Raw genomic sequence first — 19,056 nt, forward strand, 5'->3', positions numbered from 1 at the left:
TTAAGCTGCAACACAATCTTATATGGGTCTCCCGAGAAAATGTTGACACATACTTTTCACAACTTTTTCCGTACAGGAGCCCTTTGATATGTTATACTTGAAGAAGGACAAAGATTGTCCAAACATTCAAGGAAGCCACGCATTTTATGCGTGAAAATCAAAGGAGGACGAGAAAATGGAACAAAAATTCTACAGATGCAGTCATTGTGGTAAAATCATCGCTGTTGTAAAGGAAACGGGTGTCCCTGTTATTTGCTGCGGCGAAAAGATGCAGGAAATCGCTCCTAATACCGTTGATGCAGCCCAAGAAAAACACGTTCCCGTCATTGAAGTCAAGGAAAACCTCGTGACGGTCAAGGTTGGTTCCGTTGCCCATCCCATGATCGATGAACACTATATCGAATGGATTTCCCTGGAAACCAAGGAAGGCAACCAGAGAAAGGAACTGAAACCTGGGGCCGACCCTGTCGCGGTTTTTGCACTGGCTCCCAGTGATGATGTCGTTGCTGCCTATGCTTACTGTAACCTGCATGGGCTTTGGAAAGCAGAAAAATAATGAAAGAGGGGGGACGCTTGCGGCGTCCCTCTTTGTTTTTGGCACTTACGAAAATTAAAGTGTATACAAAATACAAAATATATAGGAAAATACAGATTTTTATGTTAGAATAGGGAAGACGGGTGTGGTGCTGAGCATCATCCCAAACAAAGGGCTACTTTAATTAGGAGGTATTGTCATGAAGGTTTTGTGTTATGGCGTCAGAGACGTTGAAGAACCAATTTTTGAGAGCAGCAATAAGGCTTTTGGGTATGACATCAAATGTGTCCCCGATTACCTGAATACTCCCGAAACGGCTGAAATGGCAAAAGGGTTTGATGCTGTTATCCTGCGCGGTAACTGCTTTGCCAACAAACAGAATCTTGATATCTACAAGAAACTCGGTGTTCAGTATGTACTGACCAGAACGGTTGGTAAAGACCATATCGATATTCCCTATGCTAAGGAACTGGGCTTCAAGATGGCTTTCGTTCCTGGTTATTCTCCGAATGCCATTGCTGAACTGGCTGTTACCCATGCCATGATGCTCCTGAGACATCTGGCATACACGACGAGCGAAGCTCATAAGGGCAACTTCGTTGTTGATAAGCATATGTTCTCCAAGGAAATCCGCAACTGCACCGTCGGCGTAATCGGTCTTGGCCGTATCGGCCGCGTCTGCGCCCAGATTTTCCACGGTATGGGTGCCAAAGTTGTCGGTCAGGATGTCTTCCAGATTAAAGGCATCGATGACTATGCTACGCAGGTTGAAATGGATGAACTTCTGAAAGTGTCCGACGTCATCTCCCTGCACTGCCCGTACATCAAAGAAAACGGCAAGGTTGTTACCCGTGAATTCATCAGCAAGATGAAAGACGGTGCCATCCTTGTAAACGCTGCCCGCGGTCAGCTCGTTGACACGGAAGCTGTCATTGAAGCCATCGAAAGCGGCAAACTCGGTGGTTTTGCTGCTGATACGCTGGACGGCGAAGCTGATCTGTTCGGTAAGGACTTCGAAGGTGGTAAGGCTCCGAATCCTGAATTCCAGAAACTCATCGACCTGTACCCGAAAGTCCTGCTTTCCCCGCATCTGGGGTCCTTCACTGACGAAGCTGTCAAGAACATGGTTGAAACAACCTATGAAAACTTGAAGGAATACATGGAAACGGGCGACTGCAAGAACAAAATCTGATTTGCCTGACCCCATACTCCCTGTCGCTATGTCGGCAGGGAGTTTTTGTATTTATGAAGCAGGCAAGCGCTAATACGAGCCTATTCCTCCATAGACCAAACGAATGCCCCCGTGCCAATCATCTGGCTGGGGGCATTTTATTGTGATGAAAAGATCTTAGGGGCAAGCGCTATGAGAAAAGTGGCTTGACTTCCCGTTTTGTTCCTAGGTGGCGTTTTGCAGGAGCTGGATGCATCAGGTGAACTCCTTTACCACCTTGATGTATTCCTTGGCGTGGAATGGAAGGTAGGAGTTTTTTCGGTACGTTGCTACAAAATCAACGGTTGTTTTAGGAAATCCAATTGAAAACAAGGCCAATTGATCACGGTTTGGAATATATTTTAAATGGGTTTCCGTAATGAACGTAAAGCCGTAATTCCGCGCTGCCAGTTCGGCTTCCGCTTGGATATTGCTTGTTTCCAGGACGATGTGGGGTTCAATCCGCCGCTTATGAAAGATCCGGTCCACAATCAGCCGGGTATGCTGCGTACGGTTTTGGAGGATAAAATCCTGGTCTTTTAGTAAATGAAGGTCCATGTAAGGATACTTGCAGCCGGGCCGCTTTCTTCCATAACGTGTGAAGGGATGATGGGCACTCATGACAAGGACCAGTTCTTCATGACTGATAACGGTGTAGGCAAGGGCGGGATTGGCCTCTACAAAATTGAAAAAGGCAAGGTCAATATCCCCATCGATAATCATTTGGATGAGGGATTCGGAATTTGCTTCGTGAAGTTCGATCCTTACATTGGGATACTTGTCATGAAAAATGGGCAGCGTACAGGGAAGCATATACGTACCCCGCATTGCGGGGAAGCCAATCTTTAAATATCCCTCATTGTTTTTTATGATATCGCCCATCTGCTGGTCGAGTTCCTTTTTGAGGGCCAGGATTTCCTTGGCCTTTTTTATGTATTGTTCACCGGCATAGGTTGGAATATATTTATTGCCAAATCTTTCAAATAAAGGGAGCCCAAGTTCTTCTTCAAGGGCTTTTAGGAACTTGGAAAGGGTGGGCTGGCTAAGGTAGAGGGATTCTGCTGCACGCGTAATATTTTGCTGGCGTGCGATGGCAAGAAGATAGGTCAATTCCCGAAAATCCATTGGCTACACTCCTTTCATCCAAAGCGTGGATTTTTTCTTCTCATTATAGCCTATATTATTCATAAAAACCATGGTTATTATTATTTTTATGAACATAATACATGGGATGCGGGACATGGAGATTCATCGGTCCAACTCAAAAAAACAGAAATGAGGAGAAATCTATTCATGGTTGGAACAGAAAATCATTCATTCTTACCATGATAAAAATAATTTTTATGAATTTAAATTATAAACCTTTTCTTGTTATGATGTTTTCAGAAAATAGCGATAACCGTTACCTAGCAAACAAGGAGGGTTCATAATGACAAAAAAGATCAAACTTCCCGTCACGTTGATGCGTGGGGGAACGAGTAAAGGGGCTTATCTTTTAAGAACGGACATGCCCCCTGAAAGAAAGGATTGGGACCGCGTCCTTTTAAAACTCATGGGAAGCCCAGACCGCAAACAGATTGACGGACTTGGCGGTTCCCAGTCCGTAACCAGCAAGGTTGCCATTGTTGAAAGATCCAGCCGCCCTGATGCCGATGTGGATTATACCTTTGCCCAAGTATCTGTGGATAAGCCCGTTGTCAGTTATGGAGGAAACTGCGGAAATATCTCATCCGGTGTCGGTCCTTTTGCCATTGAGGAAGGTCTCGTCACAGCTTGTGGAGAAGAAACAACGGTCAGGGTCTTTAATACGAATACCAAGAAAATCATTGTAGAAACGGTCAAGACATCGGACGGTCAGGTTTGCTACAACGGCGACTATGCCATTGCTGGCGTGCCGGGTACGGCGGCTCCCATCAAGCTCAGCTTCCTTGATCCCAGCGGTACACTCGGCAAAGGCATCCTGCCGACGGGACATGTGGTCGATGAACTGGAGATTCCGGATTTCGGGCGCCTGCCCGTTTCCATTGTCGACGCGGCTAACCCCCTTGTTTTTGTAAGGGCTGATTCCATCAAGATGAAAGGGACGGAACAGCCGGAAGAAATCAATAAAAACGAGGCGCTGCTCCGACTCTTGGAATGTATCCGAGGACAGGCAGCTGTCCTGCTTGGGCTTACTGATTCTTGGGAAAAGGCTGCTTGGGAAACACCGGGAATCCCGAAGATGACCATTGTTGCTCCGCCGGCTGATTACATGACGGCACAGGGTACAGCAATCAAGGCATCCGAGATTGACCTTTTGGGACGCATGATGAGTATGCAAAAGGCCCATCCCAGTTATGCCATGACAGGCGCAATGTGTACGGCAGCCGCAGCCGCCATTCCAGGAACCCTTGTCAACATCGTGCTTTCTTCCGATTGCCAGCAGCCTGAAATCAGGATTGGCCATGGTTCAGGCACACTTGTTTGTGGGGTTGAAACCGAAAAGGGAGAGGTGATTCCTTTCATTAAAGAAACGTATGGGTATCGAACGGCCCGTCTCTTGATGAAAGGCGTAGCCCCCATTTCCTACTGAATCCACTGCTGATAGGGAGGTATCGTGATGGATCTATCCTTAATATCCTTGATTGTTCTTGCCGTTGTCGTTGCCATTGGGTTTATCAAAAAAGTCAATATTGGCTTTTTCTCTATTGGGGCTGCTTTCCTTCTCGGTTCCTATGGACATATGAGTGCTAAACAGATTGCCTAGGGTTTTTCCAGTTCCATGTTTGTGACCTTGGTTGGCGTCACGTTCCTGTTTGGGATGGCATCGGCCAATGGGACGCTCGATCTATTTTCCAAGAAGGTGGTTGCCCTTGTAGGTAAGCGAACCTATTTGAATCCCATCTTAATGTTTGTGCTTTCCGCTTTCATTTCAGCTATTGGCCCTGGCCATATTGCTGCCGGCATTCTGATGACGACCTTCGCCGTCTATCTTGCTTTTGAACTTAAAATCAATCCCATGGCAACGGCCCTTTATGCAAAATTGGGAGCCAACGCGGGCTGTGCCTCCGTACTTTCCTTGACTGGCATCCTTGCCAAGAATCTTTCTGAACCGCTGGGTTACCACGGCTTTGGGACACATCTTTTCCTTTCGACGCTGCTGTCCGGCTTTGTTTTTACGCTCGTTGTCTATATTGGCTACAAGGGGTGGCGCGTCAACTCGGAAAATCCCTTGAAACTATCTGAAATTCCTGCCTTTAATCGAAACCAGAAAATTACGATGGCTTCGATTGCGGCCATGGTTATTTTCTGTATTGGCTTTAAGTTTGATACGGGGCTTTTTGCCTTCGCGGCAGCTTCCGTCCTGATCCTGCTGCATTGTGCCGATGAAAAAACGGCCATTCGGCAGATTCCTTGGGGGACCTTGATGATGATCTGCGGTGTGGGCGTCCTTGTGAATGTCTTGACAAAGCTTGGCGGAATCAAGCTGGTATCTGACTTCCTTGCAAGCCATATGACGGCCCAGACAGCTGTACCCATCATTGCCGCTCCTGGGTCAGCTCCACAACGGGTGTTGTCATGCCGACACTATTTCCAATCGCCGACGAGATTGCCCGGACGTTTGCCGGACAGACAAACTATGTGGAACTCATCTCTGCCATTACGGCGACCAGTTTTGCTGCAGCCATCAGTCCGTTATCGACGGGCGGCGCCATTATCATGTCGAGTTATTCCGCTTCCAAACCGACAACAACAGAGGAAATGAACAATATGTTCAAGACACTCTTCCTCTTATCTGTGGCCAATGTGGGCATTAATGTTGTCATGGCGGCTCTTCACGTATTTTTCCTTGGCGGTCTCTTCCTTTAATTAGGATAAAGATTCAAAATCTAGATATAAAATTAAAAATATCCATTAGAAAACCTGATGAATATAGATTATAAATCCGAATTGGTAAAATACATAGAAAATTTCGTATAATCCTTATGGGAGGATAAGTATTGGCCTCAGTTGTTGGGATTTCCTAAAATGGAATCAGTAGGCCGCTCGGCCGTTATGAAACCAAAAAGGAGAGACCATCATGAACCGTGAAGAAATGATTGAACGCGCTAAGCAAGCTTTTGGAAAACTCATTGAACAGGACCTTGATCGCATCGAAGAGATCCGGAAAGAACCGCCCCGTAAGGATTTCACCCAATTATCCCACGTAAAAGTGGGCATCATGCCCGGTGATGGAATCGGTCCCTATATCATGAAAGCGGCCCTTTTGGTGGCACGGGAAATGCTGAAGAAGGAAATCGCAGATCAACGCGTGGAATTTGTTCCGATTGAAGGAATGACCATTGAGGAACGGGCCCGTCAGAAGGAAAGCCTGCCAGAGGCTGTCCTTGAGGCTTGCAAGGCCTGCGACGTCCTTGTAAAGGGGCCTTTTGTGACACCGCGTGCAGGCGACAAGTGGCCCAATCTCCTGAGTGCCAACAGTTTACTGCGCCGCCGGCTGCAGCTTTATGCAGCCGTTCGTCCCATTCGCATCCCTGAAAAAGGCATAGACTGGACCTTTTTCAGGGAAAACATCGAGGGCGAATACATTTGGGGCAACCAAGGAATTTCCGTCGGCGATGACCTTGCCATTGATTTCAAGGTCCTTTCCAAGCCGGGTGCCGACCGGCTGTTCCGAAATGCCTTTGAATACGCTAAAAGTAATGGAAAGACCAACATCACGGTGGCAACAAAAGCCAATATTGTCAAACTTGTCGACGGGAATTTCCTGAAAGCAGCCCATGCCAAGGAAAAAGAATATCCTGGTATCCATGTGCGGGAAGAATTGATCGATTCCCTGTCTGCTAAATTGATGGACCCGGAATTCAATGCAGGCATGCAGGTCTTTGTGCTTCCCAACCTTTACGGCGACATCCTCACCGATATTGCGGCCGAATACCAGGGAGGACTCGGGACGGCAAGCTCTTCGAATATTGGTGATCAGTATGCCATGTTTGAAGCCATCCATGGTGTGGGAGTCTATCTTGTTGAGCACAATCGTGCCCAGTATGCCGATCCTTCCAGCCTTATCCGGGCGATGGGGGAGATGATGGCCTTCATTGGTTACCCTGAAAAAAGGGAACGTCTTTTTAAAGCCCTTGATTTTTGCACCAAAGTGGAACGCAAGGCCGTCATTACGACGGATCAAGATGGGGCAACAGCAGAAGAATTTGCTGAGTATGTTACAGAAACCCTCCAGAAGATGGAGGCCTGATAAAGGGCCCGAAAAGAGCCATGTAACAAAGAGAGGAGAGTTATCATGATCAAATTGTTTGATAAAGGCGCCTATTTGCTGAATGGTACGGAACTTGTTCCCGAAGAACAGGCAGGGGAGCTGAAAACCCGTCTCGGCCGTGAAGTGACGGCTGCAGAGGCAAAAAAAGGCACCATTGCCTATGGTATCCTGAAGGACCACAACAAAAGCGGGAACATGGATCAGCTGAATATCAAGTTTGATGCCCTGACGAGCCACGATATTACCTATGTGGGCATTATCCAAACTGCCCGTGCTTCCGGCATGAAGCATTTTCCCATGCCTTATATCCTCACGTGCTGCCATAATTCCCTCTGTGCTGTCGGCGGGACCATCAATGAAGATGACCATATGTTTGGTCTTTCGGCAGCCAAGAAATATGGCGGTATCTTCGTTCCGCCCCATGTTGCGGTCATCCATCAGTACATGCGCGAAATGTATGCTGGCTGCGGTAAAATGATCCTTGGCAGTGACAGCCACACCCGTTATGGCGCCCTTGGGACCATCGCAGTTGGTGAAGGCGGCGGAGAACTTGATAAACAGATTCTGGGGGATACCTGGGATAACCCGTATCCTGGTGTTGTCGCTATCTACTTGACGGGAAAGCCGGCGCCTTGGGTGGGGCCCCATGATATTGCCCTTGCCATCTGCCGTGCCGTCTATGAAAACGGCTACGTCAAGAACAAAATCATGGAATTTGTCGGACCGGGCGTTTCTTCCATGACGACGGACTACCGCAACGGTGTTGACGTCATGACGACGGAAACGACGTGCCTGTCCTCCATTTGGAGAACGGACAGCGATACGGAGGCTTTCCTCAAGGAACATGGCCGTGAAAGCGATTATAAGGAACTGAATCCTGCAGATGTGGCATACTATGATGGCTGCGTCTACATTGACCTTTCTACCATCAAACCCATGATTGCCCTTCCATTCCATCCGTCGAATGCTTACGAAATTGATGAACTGAATGCCAATCTGATGGATATCCTGCGTGAGACGGAAAAGAAGGCCGAAAAAGTGGCTCAAGGCCGCGCCCAGTATACTTTGTTGGATAAGGTTAGGGACGGCAAGTTCATGGTACAGCAGGGCGTCATTGGCGGCTGCGCCGGGGGCAACTACACCAACGTTGTGGAAGCGGCAAATCTCCTGCGCGGCAAGAGCATCGGTGCTGGGGAATTTACCCTCAATATCTATCCTTCGTCCATGCCAGTCTATATGGACCTTGCCAAAAAAGGCTTCCTCACGGACCTCATGGCATCGGGTGCCGTAATCAAGACGGCCTTCTGCGGACCTTGCTTTGGGGCTGGCGACACGCCGAACAACAATGGGTTTTCCATTCGTCACAATACGCGTAACTTCCCGAACCGTGAAGGGAGCAAGCCCGGTCAGGGTCAGATGTCGGCTGTGGCCCTCATGGATTCCCGCAGCATTGCCGCAACGGCAGCAAACGGCGGCGTCCTGACAAGTGCGGAAGCCTTTGCTGACGCATTTGGACATGTACCTAGTTACCACTTCGATGACAGTGCCTACAAGGCCCGTGTCTACGAAGGCTTTGGCAAGGCGGAACCGGAAGAAAAGCTTTATGAAGGTCCAAACATCAAGGCTTGGCCTGAACTTCCCGCTTTAGGGGACAACATTCTCCTGCGCGTTTGCTCCAAGATTGAAGATCCCGTAACGACGACGGATGAACTTATTCCTTCTGGGGAAACGTCCTCCTACCGATCCAATCCCCTGGGTCTTGCCGAATTTGCTCTTTCGCGCCGTGATCCGCAGTATGTGGGCCGTACTAAAGCGGTCAAGGAACTTGAACTTGCCCGTGAAAAAGGCGAAGACCTTCTGCAGAAGGATACCGATGTGGCAACTGCTTTTAAGGTCATTCACACCATTGCTGGCAGTGAAGACGCAACCCTTGCCAATACGGAAATTGGTTCTGTCATCTACGCCAACAAACCAGGCGATGGAAGTGCCCGTGAACAGGCGGCCAGCTGTCAGCGCGTCATTGGCGGTCTTGCCAACATTACCCGCGAATATGCGACCAAACGGTACCGCAGCAACGTGATTAACTGGGGAATGCTGCCCTTCCATCTAAAAGATGAGACCATTGCTTTTGATGTCAACGATTTTATTTTCGTTCCTTCCATCAAGAAAGTGCTCGCAGGGTCCATGGATGAGATTCCTGCCTACGTCCTGAAAGAGGGCAAGGCAAAATCCATCACTCTTTATATCCTGCCCCTTAACGAGGAAGAAAAGGAAATCATCAAAGCTGGCTGCCTCATCAATTTCAACCGCAGCAAAAATAAATAACAGCCTCTGAAAAAAGCCTTCCCTCAGGGAGGGCTTTTTAATACGCTGACAGCCTGCTCGTCGAATTGCTACTAGCATGGGCAGTGGAAGCGTGCTAAAATACAGCTAAGTGCATCCAATTCACGGACTGCCTTTGATGCAGAAAGTAGGGATAACCAGATGGTCAATGAAAAAATGTATGAACTTGGATCGAAAAAATCGACGATCCGTGAAATCTTTGAATATGGAAGAAAACGGGCGCAGGAAGTCGGAGAAGAAAACATCTGCGATTTTAGCTTGGGAAATCCGAACGTTCCAGCTCCTTCTTATATCAAGGAGGCCGTCCTTGATATCTTTGACACTGTGCCGACCCAAAAGATCCACAGTTATACAGTGGCTCCGGGCAATCCAGAGGTTCGGGAAATCCTTGCAAAGGACATCAACCGCCGCTTTGGTACGCATTTTACAAAGGACAATCTGTTCATGACCGCTGGCGCGGCTGCTTCCATTTCCATTACTTTCAAGGCCCTTGCCGAACCGGGCGATGAGTTTGTTATTGTGGCCCCGTATTTTCCCGAATATCGGCCATTTGTAGAGGCAACAGGGGCTCGTCTTGTGGTTGTTCCTGCACAGCTTGAAGATTTCCAAATCAATATGGATCTTTTTGAAAAGGCCATGACACCCCACACCAAAGGGGTCATTGTCAATTCCCCCAATAATCCCAGCGGTGCCATCTACTCGGAGGAAACCATCCGGACCCTTAGCGCGCTGTTACTGCGCAAGGAAAAGGAATATGGTCATCCCATCTATATCATCTCTGACGAACCATATAGGGAAATTGCCTACCATGGTTATGAAGTGCCTTATATTCCACTTTATTATAAGGATACCATCGTCTGTTACTCCTACAGTAAATCGCTTTCCCTTCCAGGGGAGCGCATTGGTTATATTGTCATTCCCAGTGAAGTGACGGGATTTGAAAAAGTATATCCTGCAATTTGCGGAGCGGCTCGAGTGCTTACCCACGTCAACGCTCCCAGTCTCTGGCAGCTTGTTGTGGCCCGTTGCGCAGGCAAACCAACGGATGCAGAACCTTACCGCATCAACGGGGAGCTGCTTTATCAGGGCCTTATTGATGCTGGCTTTACCTGTCTGCGTCCGCAGGGGGCCTTCTACCTTTTCCCGAAGTGTCTCGAAGAAGACGATCATGCCTTCTGCAAACGGGCCATGAAGTATGATCTGTTCTTGGTGCCGGGAACAGATTTTGGCGTGCCGGGCTATTTCCGTGCATCGTACTGCATCAATCGGGATACGATTAAACGTTCCCTGCCGTTATTTAAGAAATTGGCCGAGGAATACGGCGTCAAAAAGGGCCTCGTTTGACACTTATCTGCAAATTTTATATACTTAAGGAATGCCTCATCGGCATTTCTTAACCTTGCAAAACGAACTGAACCGAGGGAGATACTTGCATGAAATATTTAACTGGTAATGAAATCCGTCAAAAATACCTGGATTTTTTCAAGGCACGCGGTCATTTGGTCTTGCCAAGTGCCTCGCTCATTCCGCATGATGATCCGACCCTGCTGCTGATCGGGGCTGGGATGGCGCCGTTCAAACCGTTTTTCACAGGGAAGATGAAGCCGCCTTCTCCGCGCATTACGACCTGTCAAAAATGTGTTCGTACGGACGATATTGAAAACGTTGGCCGCACGGCCCGTCACCATACTTATTTTGAAATGCTGGGCAACTTCTCCTTTGGTGATTATTTCAAAAAGGAAGTCATTCCCTGGGCCTGGGAATTTTTGACCAAAGAATTGGAACTGCCTGCCGATAAGCTTTGGATCACCATATATCCAAAAGATGACGAGGCCTATCATATTTGGCACGATGTCGTAGGTGTACCTGATGAACGCATCGTTCGTCTGGAAGATAACTTCTGGGAAATCGGCAGCGGTCCCTGCGGTCCGGACTCAGAAATCCATATCGACCTAGGGGCCGATAAAGGCTGTGGTGAGCCAACCTGCGGCCCTGGCTGTGACTGCGGACGTTTCCTTGAATTGTGGAACCTTGTCTTTACCCAGTTCAACCAAAACGCTGACGGAACCTACACGCCGCTCAAGCATAAAAATATCGATACCGGTGCCGGCCTTGAACGCCTTGCTTCTGTCATCCAGGGCAAGCCGTCAAACTTCGAGACCGACCTTATTTTCCCCATTATTGAACTTGCCTGCGAACTTTCCCATAAGAAGTATAATGTGGATACCAAAACCGATATTTCACTCAAGGTTGTTGCTGACCATGCCCGCAGTCTGACCTTCATGATTGGTGATGGAATCCTTCCGTCCAATGAAGGAAGAGGCTATGTCCTGCGCCGCGTCTTGCGCCGGGCCATCCGTCATGGCCGTCTCCTTGGCATTCGGGGCAAGTTCCTTGCCGCTCTTGCCGATAAGGTCATTTCCATGTATGGTGAGCACTACACGGAGCTTGTGGAAAAGAAGGAATTCATTGACAAGGTCATCGATATGGAGGAAACAAGCTTCCTCCAGACCCTTTCCCAGGGTACGGATCTGCTGAACGAAAAGATTGCCGCCATGAAAAAAGAAGGCAAGACGGTTCTTAGCGGTGACGATGCCTTTAAACTTTATGATACCTTCGGTTTCCCTTGGGAAGTAACGGATGAAATCCTTCAGGAACAGGGCATGACCATGGATAAGGAAGGGTTTGATAAGGCCATGGCTTCCCAGAAGCAGCGGGCTCGTAAGGCACGCAACGACAAGGAAGGCCGTCCTGTCATGTACGATACGCGCAGCCTCCAATTGGAAGGCCTCACGGTTGATGAAGCCTCCAAGGAGGGTGTGGTGGCTGCCCTTTATCAAATCGGGGACACCACGCCAATCAAAGAAGGCCATAGCGGGGACAGCCTGGCCCTGATTTTGACCAATACGGCTTTTCACGCCGAAGGGGGCGGACAGCTTGGTGATACGGGCCGCCTAGTTTCTGAAGCGGGAATCTTTGATGTGGAAAATACAAAGAAACTTCCTGATGGCACGACCATTCACCTGGGAACCGTCGAATCGGGTACATTTTCGGTGGGCCAGACGGTCACCTTTGAAGTCAACCTTGAACGCAAGGCTGATATTGCCCGCAACCATACGGCAACCCACCTTCTGCACGCCGCTCTCAAAAAAGTCTTGGGCGGTCATGTGAACCAGGCCGGCAGCTATGTTGGTCCGGACCGGCTCCGTTTTGACTTCTCTCATTTCTCGCCGCTTACGACTGAGGAATTATGCCGTGTAGAGGAGCTTGTGAATGAAGCCATCCTTGATGCGGTCGATGTCCAGATTTCTGAAGAGGACATTGATAAGGCCAAGGAAATGGGAGCCATGGCCCTTTTTGGTGAAAAATACGGCAAGATTGTCCGCGTCGTCAATGTACCAGGCCACAGTATGGAACTTTGCGGCGGCGTCCATGTACCCAATACGTCCCGCATCGGTCTTTTCAAGATTCTTGGAGAATCAAGCGTCGGTGCTGGACTGCGCCGGATTGAAGCGGTTACGGGCCATGGTGCCCTTCTTTATACCCGGGAATTGGAAGCCCTCCTCGAGGAAGCTTCCCAAAAGGTGAAGGGCCGTCCCAACACCCTACTGAGCCGGATCGAAGCGCTGCAGGATGAACTGAAAGCAGAAAAGCATCATGCATCTGAACTTGAACAGAAATTGGTTGCCGCTGCCGCACAATCCGTTGGCGACAAAGTAAAGGATGTAAAAGGGGTTCCTGTCCTCATTGATGAAGTTAAAGTCGATGATGTCTCGGCCCTTCGCAGCATGGGGGATCAGCTCCGTGATAAGACGGGCGGCATTGTTGTCCTTTTTGCAGCCATGGCGTCGGATAAGGTCAATATCCTCACGATGGCATCCAAAGAAGCCGTTGGGAAAGGCGCCCACGCTGGCAAGATTGTCAAAGGCGCTGCCCAGGTCTTGGGCGGAAACGGCGGCGGCCGTCCTGATATGGCCCAAGCAGGAGGCAAGGATAGCGGAAAGATTGCCGAGGCCATGACGGAAACCATGAAAGTTATTGAAAATATGATTCAATAAAGAGGTGTCGTTACATGGATGCTAAAAGACGGATGGGAGAGGCCATGGGCCGGCTCCTTACGAAGAAACCGCTGAAACTCATCAGTGTCGCGGAACTTGTTCGGGAATCCGGTGTCACTAGGGACGCCTATGAGAAGGCCTTTGCGTCCATGACAGACCTAGCCCATTATGAGTTTCTTCATATCCTAGCCGTCCATGGCCGAGATATCCTGGGCAGCAAGAGTTGGTCCGAAGCCCTTTACAAGAAATTCCTCATGTATAAAAAGTATGAAGGGTTCTTCCGCCATCTGTATGAGAGTGATGATAACGAGCACTTTCGTCGGACCAACCGGCGCTTTGTCCGTGATGCCTATACCATGATGCTGAGGCACTATGGGGTGGACGTCAATGATCCCCACATCCGATTTGCAGTGGAAATGGTCGTTTACGGCGGGGAAGAAATGACCATGCGCTGGATGATGGATGGAATGAAGGTTCCCATCGAGGTCATGTTGGTCCTCTTCCAGGAATCAATCCCAGTTTCCATCAGTCAGTATTTTTACTAATGGCCGTGATCCGTTACGTTGTGCAGCTCGTTCATGAAGCGGGCTGCATGTTTTTCCCAAAAGGAGGGAATCGATATGTCACGTACGACTCAAGAAACCACGATGTTTAAACCCGTTTCCAAGACGGAAACGGTTTCCCGGACCATCCACGAAGTCGTGGAAGCCCTCCAGGAAAAAGGCTATAACCCCATTGACCAATTGGCTGGCTATCTGTTGAGTGGGGACCCGGCCTATGTGACGAGCTATAAGGATGCCCGTCTGAAAATCCGCCAATTCAATCGCTATGAACTGATTGAAGCCCTCCTACAATCCTATTTGAAGGAATTGCCCCAAAAATGAGAATCATGGGGCTTGACCTCGGAACACGTACTATCGGTGTCGCTGTAAGCGATGAGATGGGGCTGATTGCGCGCGGCATTGAAACCATTCGGCGCAGCGGAACCAAGAATGATTTGGCTCGCCTCCATGAATTGGTCCAAAAGGAAGAGGTGGGCGCCTTTGTCCTGGGCTACCCCAAAAACATGAATGGAACCATTGGCGAACGCGGAAAAGCAAGTGAGGCTTTTTCCAAATTACTGCAAGCCGAATTTCCTGATGCAAAGATTACCCTCTGGGATGAACGGCTTTCTACGGTGGCGGCAGAGAGGGTCCTGATCGATGCGGATTTGACACGTAAAAAACGCAAAAAAGTCATTGATATGATGGCGGCCGTCGTCATCCTGCAAAATTATCTGGATAGCCTAAGGAGGTAATGCCATGACAAAAGATCAAGATATGCTCCAAACCGAAGATCAAGAGGCTTTGGTTGTTGTTACGGACGATAAAGGAAACAAGACCTACTATGCTGAAGAAATGGTCATCCCTATTGATAATAAGAGCTTTGCCCTTCTAGTCCGGGAACCGATGGATGAAGAGGAAGCAGAAACTTTGGAAGAAGATGACGCGGTCATGATTGCCCGCATTGAATTTGATGCTGACGGCGAGCCCGTCTATGTGGATCCGACGGATGAAGAATTTGAGGCCGTAAAAAAGGCTTATGAAGAAATCACCCAGGAGATGGATGGAGAGTAAGGAGCAAAGGACATGGCCAAAAAGCGTATGTGTGTCCTTCTGGTTCTTTTGGCAGCCCTTAGTGGGGCTGTCTATTGGTACCTTCACGGATTCAACAACAATGCCAGTCTTGCAACAGGGACACGGGTCCATTTTACCATCAAGGAGGGCATGACAACGCGGGATATAGCCGCTTTGCTTCATGAGGAGAAGGCCGTACGCAGTCCGGAATTATTTCTCCTGACGGCAAAGCTGACCCATAAGGAGAGTATGCTGAAAGCGGGAAACTATGAAATCACGGCAGGCATGAGTGATGCCGAAATCATCGACATCATTGCGTCTGGAAAGACGCGCTACAACAAGTTTACTGTGCCTGAAGCTTCGAGTATCCCCCAGATTGCGGCCAAACTGGAAAAGGAAAAGTTAGGTTCGGCCGAAGCTTTTCAAAAAGCGGCCATTGATTATGCACCGTATCCTTATATGGAGACGCCTAATCCTAATGTGATCTACAAGGCAGAAGGCTTTGCTTATCCTGCTACGTATGATCTGCCGGAAGGCGCTTCGGAAAAGGAAATCCTTGCCACCATGGTCAAAGAATTCAACCGCCGTCTGGATGAGGGACTAAAGGACCAGATCAAAGCAAGCGGTATGAGTATCCGTGATGTGGTGAACCTTGCTGCCATGGTGGAAAAAGAAGCCGTTCATGAAGATGAGATGCCTCTTATTGCTGGTGTGTTCTTGAATCGCCTTCACAAGAACATGCCCATCCAATCCGATACAACCATCCAATATCTTTTAGGGTATCAAAAGGGAGATCTTCGCTATGATGATCTTAAAGTGGAATCTCCATATAATACGTACCTGCATCCTGGGCTTCCGCCAGGACCGATTGCCAATCCCAGCGAGCAGGCAATCAAAGCTGTTCTCAATCCCCAAAAATCCGATTACCTCTATTTTGTAGCAGATAAGGATGGCTATCATCGTTTTACCAAGACCTATGAAGAACATAAGGCGATGATCCGCGCCATTCATGGAGACGTAGATATATGAATCAAATTGAACTTCTTGCACCTGCCGGGAGCCTCGATAAGTGTAAAATGGCGCTCCGCTATGGTGCCGATGCAGTCTATTTGGGCGGCAAGGCTTTCGGACTGAGGGCCTTTGCCGCAAATTTTTCAATGGAAGAAATCAGGGAAGCCTGCGCGTTTGCCCATGCCCTGGGAAAGAAAATCTATGTGACCGTGAACGTTGTTCCCCACAACGGTGACCTTCCCCAGCTTCCCTCTTATTTAAAGGAATTGGAGGAAGCAGGCGTGGATGCGCTTCTTGTTTCCGATATCGGTGTCTGGATGATGGCTCGCAGAATCGTACCGAACTTAGCCCTTCATGTCAGCACACAGGCCAACGTGACAAACTATGAGGCCGCCAAGGCTTGGGAGGCGCTCGGTGCCGAGCGGGTGGTTCTTGCTAGGGAATTGTCCCTCGGGGAGATATCTGAAATCGTGCGCAATATCCATGCAGAAGTTGAGGTCTTTGTCCATGGCGCGATGTGTATTTCCTATTCGGGACGTTGCCTTTTGAGCAACTATTTTACGGGGCGGGACAGCAACCGAGGCGCTTGTGCCCAGGTCTGCCGCTGGGAATTTTCCCTAAAAGAAAAAAATCGCCCTCATGAGGACTTTGATATTGCTGAAGATGAGCACGGCACGTATATCATGAATTCCAAGGACCTTTGTCTTTTGGACCATTTGCCCGACCTCATCAAAAGCGGTGTAAAAAGTCTCAAGATCGAAGGACGCATGAAGAGTATCCATTATGTCGCAACGGTGGTGAGCGTTTATCGCAAGGCCATTGATGCCTATTTGAGGGACCCGGAACAGTTCAGCGTGCTCCCTGAATGGAAGGAAGAGCTGCTCAAAATTTCCCATCGGCCTTATACGACGGGCTTTTTTGAACACAGACCGGAAGCGGACAGTCAGGTCTATACGACAAGCTCCTATGAACAAACAGCGGATTTTGTAGGTCTTGTGAAAGACTACGATGCCGCTTCGGGGAGGGTAACGCTGGAGCAGCGCAACCACGTGAAGGAAGGGGAGACCCTTGAGATCCTGACGCCTGGGGGAACGGTTTTTTCCTGGACACTGTCGGATATGGAGGATGAAACGGGCACGCCCATTGTTGCTGCCCCTCATGCGCAGATGATTTTTACGGCTGCAGGGGACATCCGCATGGAACCTTATTCCCTAGTGCGGCGCCTCAAAAAGACCTAGAAAAAGTTCTTTTTGAAAAATTCCGTATGATTTTGTACACTTTCCCTAAAATTTTCCCGTTTCAATATAGGCAAATTGAAGGGAATATGCTAATATAGTAGGGTACTTTTGTGGGAGGTCGCTTATGAAACCATTACTTACGCTCAGAACCTTCCTCCGGGAGGAAGGCGTACAGGGAATCTTCATCAAAGGTGATTCATCTATTCGCTACTTTACGGGTTTTACGGGCGGTGAAAGTCTTCTTTATGTGGATGCTAATCGGGCTGTTCTCATTACGGATTCACGCTACATCCTGCAGGCGCAGCAGCAGGCTCCTGAATGTGAGGTCCTAGAACACCAGCATGGTCTTTTTTCCGTCGTGGATCAAGTAAGACCGGCACGGCGTTTGGCCCTTGATGGCGACTATTTTTCCTATACGGAAGCCACGGCCCTGCAAAAGGCCCTTCCTGAAGCAAGCTTTAAGAGTGTGAATCTCGTCTTCCTGCGGGCAGTCAAGACCCCGGAGGAACAGAAAAAAATGTTCAAAGCAGCCGCTATTGCTGACGACGCTTTTCATGAACTGATTCCCCACATCAAAGTGGGGCGGAGAGAATCGGAACTTGCTGCAGAGCTTGAGTATAATATGCGAAAAAGAGGGGCCCAGAAAACCTCTTTTGATACAATTGTTGCTTCCGGCGTGCGCAGCGCCCTGCCTCATGGAGTGGCCTCAAATAAGGTTATTGAGGAAGGTGACTTCGTCACGTTTGATTTTGGCTGTATCTATGACGGCTACTGCAGTGATATGACCCGCACGGTCGTCATGGGAAAAGCGGCTCCTTGGCAAAAGGAAATCTACGAGATTGTCCTTGCTGCCAATGAACTGGGGGAAGAAGTCCTATTTCCTGGCAAGACAGGCATTGAAGTGGATCAGGCCGTCCGTGATTTTATCGCGTCCAAGGGATATGGTGCTTACTTTGGCCATGGACTGGGTCATGGGGTGGGTCTTGATATCCACGAAAAGCCGAACCTCAACAAGGGCAACCCGGACCCGATTCCTTTAGATGCCATCGTAACGGTGGAACCGGGCATCTATTTGCCGGGCAAAGGCGGCGTCCGTATTGAAGATACCGTCATTGTGACGGCATGGGGCTGTGAGCGGCTGACGCTGGTTGAAAAGGAACTTATGGAAATCCTATAAGCTTATCAAGAAAATTTTTGGAGGGTATTTCAATGATTTCTACGAACGATTTTAAAACAGGTGTAACAGTTGAAATTGATGGCGATGCTTGGCAGGTAGTTGAATTCCAGCACGTCAAACCGGGGAAAGGGGCAGCCTTTGTCCGTGCCAAGATGCGCAACCTTTGTACAGGTGCTGTTGTTGAACGTACGTTCAATGCCGCTGAACGTCTCCCGAATGCTGAAGTCGTTCGCCGTGAAATGCAATACCTTTATGAAAATGATGGTATGTATGTCTTCATGGACAATGAAACCTACGAACAAATCGAACTCAACAAAGATCAACTGGGCAGCGCCATGAACTTCCTCAAGGAAAACATGAACGTCAAGATTTCTTCCTTCGATAACCGGATCCTGGGGGTCGAACTGCCGAATACGGTTGAACTCACTGTTGTTGAAACGGAACCGGGCATCAAAGGGGATACCGCTACGGGCGGCAACAAGAATGCGACCATGGACACGGGATATGTGGTAAAGGTCCCTCTGTTCATCAACGAAGGCGATGTGCTTCGTATCGATACCCGTACGGGCGAGTACATCGAAAGAGCATAAGGGACTTCCTGCCCTGGGCAGGAC

General features: G+C 49.0%; 16 protein-coding genes and 1 pseudogene. 16 read left to right on the top strand and 1 reads right to left on the bottom strand.

Annotated features, from left to right (window positions below; all coding sequences use genetic code 11):
* Positions 1 to 175 precede the first annotated feature (175 nt).
* Together QZQ08_RS00930 and QZQ08_RS00935 are read left to right on the top strand one after the other, a co-directional pair.
* Positions 176 to 556 (top strand): desulfoferrodoxin family protein, encoded by a 381-nt coding sequence (locus QZQ08_RS00930; protein WP_296326649.1) that lies wholly within the window; start codon positions 176 to 178, stop codon positions 554 to 556.
* Positions 557 to 734: 178 nt separating this feature from the next.
* A complete protein-coding gene (locus QZQ08_RS00935) occupies positions 735 to 1,727 on the top strand; it encodes a 2-hydroxyacid dehydrogenase (RefSeq protein WP_296326651.1) in 993 nt (330 codons plus the stop codon).
* A 234-nt stretch (positions 1,728 to 1,961) separates the two neighbouring features.
* On the opposite strand, the gene QZQ08_RS00940 is transcribed toward QZQ08_RS00935, so the two are convergent.
* Positions 1,962 to 2,870, bottom strand: a complete 909-nt coding sequence (locus tag QZQ08_RS00940; RefSeq protein WP_296326654.1) for a LysR family transcriptional regulator — start codon at positions 2,868 to 2,870, stop codon at positions 1,962 to 1,964.
* A 304-nt stretch (positions 2,871 to 3,174) separates the two neighbouring features.
* Here QZQ08_RS00940 and QZQ08_RS00945 point away from each other — a divergent pair, with 304 nt between their 5' ends.
* The 14 genes and pseudogenes from QZQ08_RS00945 (at position 3,175) to efp (ending at position 19,032) form a co-directional block, all read left to right on the top strand.
* On the top strand, positions 3,175 to 4,317 hold the full coding sequence (locus QZQ08_RS00945; RefSeq protein ID WP_296326656.1) for a 2-methylaconitate cis-trans isomerase PrpF family protein: 1,143 nt from the start codon (positions 3,175 to 3,177) through the stop codon (positions 4,315 to 4,317).
* A gap of 27 nt (positions 4,318 to 4,344) precedes the next feature.
* Positions 4,345 to 5,594: pseudogene (locus QZQ08_RS00950) on the top strand (SLC13 family permease).
* A 211-nt stretch (positions 5,595 to 5,805) separates the two neighbouring features.
* On the top strand, positions 5,806 to 6,978 hold the full coding sequence (locus QZQ08_RS00955; protein ID WP_296326658.1) for an isocitrate/isopropylmalate family dehydrogenase: 1,173 nt from the start codon (positions 5,806 to 5,808) through the stop codon (positions 6,976 to 6,978).
* A gap of 45 nt (positions 6,979 to 7,023) precedes the next feature.
* Positions 7,024 to 9,324 carry a hydratase gene (locus QZQ08_RS00960; protein ID WP_296326660.1) on the top strand — a complete coding sequence of 767 codons (2,301 nt, stop codon included), beginning with the start codon at positions 7,024 to 7,026 and terminating at the stop codon, positions 9,322 to 9,324.
* 159 nt (positions 9,325 to 9,483) lie between these two features.
* Positions 9,484 to 10,686 carry a pyridoxal phosphate-dependent aminotransferase gene (locus QZQ08_RS00965; RefSeq protein ID WP_296326662.1) on the top strand — a complete coding sequence of 401 codons (1,203 nt, stop codon included), beginning with the start codon at positions 9,484 to 9,486 and terminating at the stop codon, positions 10,684 to 10,686.
* 89 nt (positions 10,687 to 10,775) lie between these two features.
* On the top strand, positions 10,776 to 13,400 hold the full coding sequence (gene alaS, locus QZQ08_RS00970) for an alanine--tRNA ligase (protein WP_296326665.1): 2,625 nt from the start codon (positions 10,776 to 10,778) through the stop codon (positions 13,398 to 13,400).
* Between the two features lie 14 nt (positions 13,401 to 13,414).
* The gene (locus QZQ08_RS00975; RefSeq protein ID WP_296326667.1) at positions 13,415 to 13,945 is read left to right on the top strand and encodes a TetR/AcrR family transcriptional regulator C-terminal domain-containing protein; all 531 of its coding nucleotides are present in this window, start codon (positions 13,415 to 13,417) and stop codon (positions 13,943 to 13,945) included.
* A gap of 75 nt (positions 13,946 to 14,020) precedes the next feature.
* Positions 14,021 to 14,284 (top strand): IreB family regulatory phosphoprotein, encoded by a 264-nt coding sequence (locus QZQ08_RS00980; protein WP_009014707.1) that lies wholly within the window; start codon positions 14,021 to 14,023, stop codon positions 14,282 to 14,284.
* Entirely contained in the window at positions 14,281 to 14,697 is a 417-nt protein-coding gene (gene ruvX / locus QZQ08_RS00985) for a Holliday junction resolvase RuvX (protein WP_296326673.1), read from the top strand. Before QZQ08_RS00980 ends, ruvX begins: the two co-directional genes overlap by 4 nt.
* A gap of 4 nt (positions 14,698 to 14,701) precedes the next feature.
* Positions 14,702 to 15,016 (top strand): DUF1292 domain-containing protein, encoded by a 315-nt coding sequence (locus QZQ08_RS00990; RefSeq protein WP_296326675.1) that lies wholly within the window; start codon positions 14,702 to 14,704, stop codon positions 15,014 to 15,016.
* A gap of 12 nt (positions 15,017 to 15,028) precedes the next feature.
* A complete protein-coding gene (gene mltG / locus QZQ08_RS00995; RefSeq protein ID WP_296326677.1) occupies positions 15,029 to 16,045 on the top strand; it encodes an endolytic transglycosylase MltG in 1,017 nt (338 codons plus the stop codon).
* Positions 16,042 to 17,265 (top strand): U32 family peptidase, encoded by a 1,224-nt coding sequence (locus QZQ08_RS01000; RefSeq protein WP_296326679.1) that lies wholly within the window; start codon positions 16,042 to 16,044, stop codon positions 17,263 to 17,265. Before mltG ends, QZQ08_RS01000 begins: the two co-directional genes overlap by 4 nt.
* Before the next feature lie 124 nt (positions 17,266 to 17,389).
* Positions 17,390 to 18,442 (top strand): Xaa-Pro peptidase family protein, encoded by a 1,053-nt coding sequence (locus QZQ08_RS01005; protein ID WP_296326682.1) that lies wholly within the window; start codon positions 17,390 to 17,392, stop codon positions 18,440 to 18,442.
* 32 nt (positions 18,443 to 18,474) lie between these two features.
* Positions 18,475 to 19,032 (top strand): elongation factor P, encoded by a 558-nt coding sequence (efp, locus tag QZQ08_RS01010; protein WP_009014713.1) that lies wholly within the window; start codon positions 18,475 to 18,477, stop codon positions 19,030 to 19,032.
* The last annotated feature ends 24 nt before the right edge of the window (positions 19,033 to 19,056 follow it).

The organism is uncultured Acidaminococcus sp. (assembly GCA_900538365.1).
GTDB lineage: Bacteria > Bacillota > Negativicutes > Acidaminococcales > Acidaminococcaceae > Acidaminococcus.